Here is a 7,810-nt window from a genome sequence, read left to right as displayed (position 1 = left end):
TCTGCCCATTTACTAATAACGATTGCTTACAACATCTTAAAAACAGGCGAACCTTATCATGAACTAGGCTCAAATTACCTTGAAGAAAAACAAAATAACAAAGAATTAAAAATGATCGAATACCTAAAAAAGAAAGGCTATTCAATCGCTTCATCTAAACAACAAAGTGCATAACCAGTTAAAATAACGAGATAGTACATCTACGCCCTTCGAAAAAAAAAATGAGAATATGGAGGGTTTATTTTAGCATGGCTTTTTACTAAGATATTTTCATACAAAAAAGAGCTGCCTTAAAGACAGCTCTGATCTTCAGCTAACGCACCCGTTAGCTGAATAAACAACTTGAAATTATTTTTTATCAAAAGCTAATTTCAACCCTAAGGATATCAACATAATTCCTGATAATCGTTGAAATGCAGAAGTAAAGAATGGTTTTTGAAACCAGCCTCGTATGGAATTAATCAAATTAACATAGATAAATAACCATAGAATCGTTAATATAACAGGTGTTATTCCTATGATAACCAAATGTACTAAATTATGCTTACCAGGTATGATAAATTGAGGTAAAAATGCCATAAAGAAAACAATGGCTTTCGGATTTAGTACATTTGAGAGCAATCCTTGTAAGAAATAAGAACCTTTTTGCTTTTTATTCGAAGTAGTGTTGTCAGGCGTTAAGTTGAACTGCTTTGAAAAAAGAGTAGATATTCCCATAAAAATGAGAAATGCGGCTCCAGCATATTTAATAATTTTAAAAAGTAGAACAGAGTTAGCAATCACAGCAGACAAGCCAAGAAGAGCAATTACTATATGAATCGTAAGTCCCAAACAAACACCGCCAACCGTTTTAAAACCTATTCCTTTTCCATTAATCAATGTATTTTTAGTGACTAATACTGTGTCAGCCCCAGGAGTAAGTACAATTAGTAAAGTCGTTATTACAAATAAATAAAAATGTTCCATATTACTTCCCCTTTCCTATTAAATAACACAATATTACCACAGATTTTGTTTGTTTAATATTCTGAATTTTTTTATAACCCGCATCAAGAAATTCAACTACATCCTTTAACAGAGCCTTTTATTTTAAATAGGCTTTGTTAATGATTAATGTTGATTTTTGAACAAATAAAAAGACCACATAAAAAGTGGTCTTCTTTAGTGCTTACTATGGAACTAACGCACCCGTTAGCATTCCTGTAGATCGTTAAATATCAGGTTTGAAAAAAATAGAGCCCCTCAGTAAGATACGAGTATAGAGACCAATCTAACTCAAAATCTTAAGGAGGAAGCCCTACTATGAATTTTAAAATGCAAAACAAACAAAATTAACTAATTGAGAGAATTACGGCTCAACATCTAGTTGTTGGTGTGGATATTGCCCAACACGTACACGTGGCCCGTGCTGTAAACTTTCGGGGCATTGTGGTCGGGAAACCCTTGTCTTTTGAAAATAACGAAGAGGGTTTTACTCGATTACTAAACTGGATCCAGGAACTAAAACAAATGAAAAACCTAGACACAACGATAGTCGGAATGGAACCTACCGGACATTATTGGATAAACCTTTCAAAGTGGCTAGTCAAACAAAACATGGATGTCGTCACCGTCAATCCTCACCATGTCAAAAGAAACAAAGAAAATCGTGATAATACGCAATCCAAAAGTGATAAAAAAGATGCCCTTGTCATCGCTGATATGGTGAAGAATGGCTACTATGCCTTCGTTCGTTCCACTTCAGAATCATTTGAAAAACTTCGTGTCCTTATGGCTAACCGAGATGTGATCGTTAAGCGTCTTGTTAGCTCCATCAACCAAATTAATCGCTGGGTGGATGTTGTCTTTCCCGAGCTCCGGCAAGTGTTTAAAGACGTATCATGTAAAGGGGCAATCGCAACCCTACGCCTCTTTCCTACCCCAGCTGAATTATGTTCCTTACAGCCTCAAGATATCGTAACCGGGTGGAAATCATGTATGAAGCGACATTCCGGGCATAAAAAAGCCCGTTCCCTGCTTGCATTGGCCAAGCGTTCAATTGGTACCAAACAAGCCCTTGATGCGTATAAACTTCACTTGGAACAGTTATTAGAGGAATATGATCTCGCTTCATCCCAACTCGAAAGAGTGACGCAAGAAGTCACAAACGTCTTGGAACAGATTCCATTCGTTAACCAAATACTTGCCATTAAAGGAATCAGCGAGATTTCATTGGCGGGAATCTTAGGAGAAGCTGGAGATCTGAGTGGGTTCGCTCACGGGAATGCGCTCCTTCGTCATGCAGGATTACATCTCGCTGAAGCCAGCTCTGGGAAGTGGAAAGGCCAAATTGTTCTTTCCAAACGTGGAAGATCACGCCTGCGGCGTTACCTCTACCTTGCGACCATGAGTCTGGTGATGAATAACCCTGAGTTTAAAGCCCTACACTCAAATAATGTTAAAGTGAAGAAGATTAAGAAAATGAAATCCATCATGAAACTTTGTGGAAAACTCGCCCGTGTCCTAGTAGGGATTGCTCGTAATGGCTCTGCCTATAAACCGGAAATGGTCTTCCCTCTTGAACAACTAGCAGCGTAAATTTACATTCACATTGTTATTTTAACGAAAGTTGGCTTATTCGTAGGACTTCAAAGAAAGCACGAAGTACTGGATGTAATGAACAAAAGGGCAATGACCCGTTCCGTTAGCAAAACCGGCCTCCACCCCTTGGATAGGCATGACGAAGGAATGAAAGGGCATAGGATTATGACCCGTTGAGACATGGGAGGGAAAGCCTCCAGGGGCAGCGTGGAGAATGCGTGCAGTATATGTAATAATATGGGATTTTTAACAGATCCCCTATTTCAATCTGCCCTCATCTTATCAAAACGGTCCTATCTCTTTCGTTCACCTAAAGTAACCTATACCATGTGGTTTGAAATCCTGCGAATAAGCGAGTATTCGTGAGCATTATCTATTAAACTGAGGGAGTTCATTAAGACTTGAGTTAATAAATATATCTAAATGTCTCATATTTTACATACTTGATAACATTTCTAAATTCTTCTCCATCATTTTTATCCTTTAACAAAGCATCCATCTTATCATCTTTAATATTGTAATGTCTCTTATTCAGAAAGCCTACACTTCGGATTGTTGGATGGTCTAAAATTGGTGATAAGTCACCATCTAACACATTAGTATCAACAAATCTAAAGTCAATTAGGTTAGGAAATTGATTTAAAAAACAAATTCTCAAGATTACCGAAAGAATTAAGGCACAGGACCCGAAGATTTTTCAGAGAGAATAATTCTTCATTTGCTTGGCTCTCCTTCAACAAATCACCTCCCCATGTATATAAGACAATCGAAACACCTTTCTAATAAAAAATTACCTTACATAACTTTTCCTTTAAACCTTAATCTTGTTCAACAAACCTGCACCGTTACTTCAATAACATGCAGTGGTATGCGGTGAATCTTTCTCATTTAGCAGGTTAATAATTCTTCTTTTGAAACAATACGCCATTCATGTGCTACAAATTTTTCTATATAGTCATTGATACTAATTTCCTCTAATTCATTTGCAAGTGGATGTAGAGATACATAGCATTCATTTGTCTCATAATTTAGGGTAACTTTTACAACCTCATATCCATTATGAAATCTTGAATCAAAATCTGGGTCATCAATAATATCTCCTTTAACAGGAACAAGAAAAAGCTACTATTGGATCTATTAATACGGACCTTTTTATAGTATCTTCTTGTGGAGAGTAGGTGGTTCCTTTGTTCTTCTAGATGGCAACTTACTCGTTCGAGAAAAGTTGCTAGGGATAGAGTATTGGACAAGTAGTCTCATGGGACAAGGGAGCTGTCCCCTCGTCCCATTATTCGGGGAAACCATTAAAGTAAAAGGAAATGACAAAAGTATACTCAAGTACAAAGCGGTGATTATGCTTGGTCCCCCTATGATCAGAGTTCATATTTACAAGGGGTAGGAGATCAATTAAATTTTAGAAACGTTTTCTGCTTGAGAGCCACGTTGTCCTTTTAGAATATCAAATTGTACGCGTTGCCCTTCATCAAAGGATTTAAAACCATCACCAGTAATCTTTACTATTGTTATGTAAATAAAATAAAAAATGGTTTCCTGGTCTGGAACCCATTTTTGTAGTTGACCATATGGTGTTACCAATTCGTTTTTCTCTTTTACGTAAAGAAGATAAACAATTACTATTCACTGTCTCAGTAGATGTAAAAAATTCTTAAAGATAGAGGTGAGATTGAATGTTTTTTCTTCTAGAAATAATGACTTAAATAATATATTGTATGCCTAAAACAATGAAAGCCCTACCTCTCTTTCATCCTTACGGCTCCTTGTCCGTGCCAGTGTGAATCAGGATTGCAAAAATCAAGTGACTATTTTATCGAGTTATTTGATGAAACTTCAAACGTTCGTAAAAGAAATTTAAATAATAAAAGTGGATTAGATTGTAGAAATAACAAAAGAGGTTAATGCTCTAAAGGTGAGTTGGAGAAGTTGAATGTCTTTGAAGATTTACTTTTAATAATAAACATATTCCCAAAAAATTCAGGATATTTTCGGGAGATGTAATACATTATCTTAAATTAACCTTAACAGAAACTTTTTATTTGATTTTCAGTAATCCCTTTAATTAATCCCAGTTCACTAATCAAAAATCCATGTGCGTTATCTAACATTTTTTTTTCGCTTGTATTAAGTGCTTTTTCTTTCTTCATACGCATTAAATCACGTACAACTTCAGTACATTCTTGTATTTTACCCGTTTTTATTTTGTCCGTGTTCACTTTATACCTTTGTTTCCACGGCAGTAATCTATCTGATTCTCCATGATGAAAAATGTTTATGATGTGTATTAATGCAATTATGTCAGTAACAGGGCGTATACTTGAACTCAATATTTTACCCGTAGGAATCATGACTTGCATATTACCGATTAACATTTTTATGACATAATACTGTTGTTTTCCCCCTGAGATTTCCTTTTCTTCTATGGCTTTAATTATACCTACTCCGTGCATTGGATAAACAATGTTATCGCCAATTTGAAACAAATAATCCACCTCCATATATGGTAACCTTCTTAACCTTAACATATATATTATTTTTTATCAAATTTTTAATAATACCATAAATTTATTTTCAGTGTCAACTACTTTTTTCTTTAAATATCAGAAAAAGCAAAAACAATAGGAATCGTGTAGGGAAGGTTAATTTTCCCGCGTATATTCTGAAACCTCTACTAACCTTAATATTATTATTCTATATAAAACCTTCCTGCACAAAAAGCGACTGCCTTGTTCAGCAATCGCTACCCGTTACTTTAAGTGCAATTCATCACAACCTTTATTTTAACATAAATACCCAATACGCCTTGATAGTCCATTAGAATCGAAGCAGAAAATATCCTTCAAGTATCTATAAAAATAAGAGTCATTTTATAAGCCACTCTCATTAAATTAGGATAATCCTTAATTATATGCTACACTTGGTTTACCATTTGATTTACTGTTTTCATGTCCCCTACTCCTTTACGAGTGGGGGTTCTTTGTTTCACAGAAAAAAGAAAAGCAGACTCCCATAAAAGAGCCTGCCTTCCCTGTTTTGTAAAATTAAGCAGCTTTACGTACGTTTGAAGCTTGAGGTCCACGTTGACCTTGCTCCACATCAAAAGTCACTGCTTGACCTTCATCTAAAGTTTTGTAACCTTCGCCTTGAATCGCTGAGAAATGAACGAATACATCGTCTCCACCTTCACGTTCGATGAATCCGAAGCCTTTTTCGCCATTAAACCATTTTACATTACCTTTTTCCATTTGTATTGCCTCCTAGTGTGTAAACACACACAATGTAATACTATCCTTGCTCTCAGTGATCTTCAAGATGAAAAGTTACAAATCCTTTACACCGAACAAAAATAATTCTTTTTAATCATAACATTTTTTTGTAAGAAATGTCAAGATTCAGAAAAAACCACAAGCTCACTATTTCTTTATGATAATCATTGCCGTATATTTTGTATCAGGATTCACTCCATATTCTGTGTGCATGCTTACAGCAAGAGGAACAGCTTGTATTTAACATCTATCAGCTTTCCTTCCTCTAATGAGCCAAGAAAATCATTAACTACCCGAATAAGTTCTGCGAAGTCTGTACTTTGAAAACCTTTTGCCTCATACATAAATTTATCCCTCCCTTCATCTTATATTTATACACAAAAGGCATATTCTCCTATAAGAACTCCTATTATTTAAATTCCTTTCACCCGACTGAACTATGCACAGATATCAATATCTAAACCCCAAATGTTGAAACAAGAAATTTCAAAACAAAATGGAGGTAAAAATATTGATTACCGAATTACAAACTGAACGATTAGTATTGAAAAAAATGGAGGTATCAGACTCCTCTAGCTTATTTAAAATCTGGTCTGATTCTGAAGTTACAAGGTTTATGAATATCTATAGTTTGACTGATGAAAGTCAAGCAATAGTAGTAATTGAAATGCTTGATGCCTTATATCAAGAAGACAAAGCTATTCGCTATTCGATTATTCAATCAGAGTCAAATCAAATTATCGGTTCTTGTGGCTACAATTCCTTAGACTTTGAGAATTTAAAAGCAGAAATCGGTTATGAACTTGGTAAAGAATACTGGGGTAACGGATTTGCTTCAGAAGCCATTCTCGCATTATTGGATTATGGGTTTAATACGCTTAATCTCAATAGGATTGAAGCAAAAGTCGAGCCTGAAAATAGTAACTCAATAAGACTTCCTGCCCCTATAGTTGCATAAGAAAAGGAGCTGCTGATAGCTCCTGGTAATGAAGTAAAGCACCTGTTAGTTTAGCAAGATCTTATAATAATTTGGACATAAAATACTGGTCGAAAAGTGTGTCATCTATCATTAGTGATTTTCCTTTTATTCCTTCTATCTCAAATCCCATTTTATTATATAGAGATACTCCTGCTTCATTTTGAGTGACTACTGTAAGTTCTAACCGTAAGATATTATGAGTTATTGCCCATTCTTCTAACCTTTGAAATAGTTTTGTTCCTATACCACGCCCTGTGTATTCTTTTAAAATACCTATAACTAGGTAGGCTGAATGTTTGGTTCTTCTTGTATCTCCGCCAATGACTGCTAAATATCCTACTAATTGTCGACCTTCTTGTTCCGCAACAAGTACCGTTGAATTACTCTCTTTGTCCATTCGTTCCAACCATTTACGTTGTTGTTCAGGAGAACCTTTTCTTTCTCCTGTTCCATAAGCATAAAATCAGCCTCAGTTTCAACTTGCTTCATTAGCCAATCGAAACTTTCAGCATCCTCAGGTTTTACCTCTCTAATTAACATCAGAATCCCCCCTTAAATATATCCAATATTATACATCTTAATGAACTATCCTGCCCCGTTAGTTCCATAAAAAAAAGCTGCCTTAAAGACAACTCCGATTTTCAACTAACGCACCCGTTAGTTCATTAAGCACTATGTATTTTACACCGATAAATTCATTATAAACTGTTCACCAATTGGACCTATTTTTCTCTTGCCAGTATCTTGAAAACCCACTTTCAAATACAGTTGCTGGGCAGGAAGATTTTTATGATTTACAACTAAAACGATTTCATCACAGTTAGGAAATTCAGATTTAACAAAATCACTTAGTAAGAGCATACCTTGTTTAGCATAACCTTTTCCTTGCTTCGCATGATTAACAGATAATGCAGTTAACAACATAGCTTTCGGATTATCTGAATACTCCTTTACTCGTTCAGTTGAATGT

Annotated in this window: 8 protein-coding genes and 1 pseudogene; 2 read left to right on the top strand and 7 right to left on the bottom strand. The window is 35.3% G+C overall.

Going from position 1 to position 7,810, the window contains the following annotated elements; translation table 11 throughout:
• Nucleotides 1-348: 348 nt before the first annotated feature.
• Nucleotides 349-966, bottom strand: a complete 618-nt coding sequence (locus J7I90_RS27120) for a LysE family translocator (protein WP_214775016.1) — start codon at nucleotides 964-966, stop codon at nucleotides 349-351.
• 372 nt (nucleotides 967-1,338) lie between these two features.
• Here J7I90_RS27120 and J7I90_RS27115 point away from each other — a divergent pair, with 372 nt between their 5' ends.
• A complete protein-coding gene (locus J7I90_RS27115) occupies nucleotides 1,339-2,577 on the top strand; it encodes an IS110 family RNA-guided transposase (RefSeq protein WP_311381025.1) in 1,239 nt (412 codons plus the stop codon).
• Nucleotides 2,578-3,987: 1,410 nt separating this feature from the next.
• Here the strand turns inward: J7I90_RS27115 and J7I90_RS27915 are convergent.
• From J7I90_RS27915 to J7I90_RS27095, 4 genes are all read right to left on the bottom strand, one after another.
• Nucleotides 3,988-4,176, bottom strand: a complete 189-nt coding sequence (locus J7I90_RS27915) for a cold shock domain-containing protein (RefSeq protein WP_214775014.1) — start codon at nucleotides 4,174-4,176, stop codon at nucleotides 3,988-3,990.
• A gap of 440 nt (nucleotides 4,177-4,616) precedes the next feature.
• The gene (locus tag J7I90_RS27105; RefSeq protein ID WP_214775019.1) at nucleotides 4,617-5,078 is read right to left on the bottom strand and encodes a CarD family transcriptional regulator; all 462 of its coding nucleotides are present in this window, start codon (nucleotides 5,076-5,078) and stop codon (nucleotides 4,617-4,619) included.
• A 558-nt stretch (nucleotides 5,079-5,636) separates the two neighbouring features.
• Nucleotides 5,637-5,840, bottom strand: coding sequence for a cold-shock protein (locus tag J7I90_RS27100; protein ID WP_096340629.1), 204 nt, complete (start codon nucleotides 5,838-5,840; stop codon nucleotides 5,637-5,639).
• 236 nt (nucleotides 5,841-6,076) lie between these two features.
• Entirely contained in the window at nucleotides 6,077-6,205 is a 129-nt protein-coding gene (locus J7I90_RS27095) for a sporulation protein Cse60 (RefSeq protein ID WP_214775012.1), read from the bottom strand.
• Between the two features lie 167 nt (nucleotides 6,206-6,372).
• Between J7I90_RS27095 and J7I90_RS27090 the strand changes: the two are divergent.
• Nucleotides 6,373-6,798, top strand: a pseudogene (locus J7I90_RS27090) (GNAT family N-acetyltransferase); the annotation flags it as partial.
• An 82-nt stretch (nucleotides 6,799-6,880) separates the two neighbouring features.
• On the opposite strand, the gene J7I90_RS27085 reads toward J7I90_RS27090, so the two are convergent.
• Both J7I90_RS27085 and J7I90_RS27080 read right to left on the bottom strand, forming a co-directional pair.
• Complete coding sequence (locus J7I90_RS27085) at nucleotides 6,881-7,237, bottom strand: GNAT family N-acetyltransferase (RefSeq protein ID WP_311381024.1); 357 nt, start codon at nucleotides 7,235-7,237, stop codon at nucleotides 6,881-6,883.
• A gap of 284 nt (nucleotides 7,238-7,521) precedes the next feature.
• Nucleotides 7,522-7,810 (bottom strand): GNAT family N-acetyltransferase (locus tag J7I90_RS27080; RefSeq protein WP_214775007.1); only part of this gene is annotated, 289 nt, incomplete at its 5' end.

The sequence above is a fragment of the Bacillus sp. ISL-57 genome (assembly GCF_018613135.1).
Classification (GTDB): domain Bacteria; phylum Bacillota; class Bacilli; order Bacillales; family DSM-1321; genus Peribacillus; species Peribacillus frigoritolerans.
The sequence above is the reverse complement of the archived record's forward strand: the minus strand, read 5'-3'. Positions and strand labels throughout refer to the sequence as shown.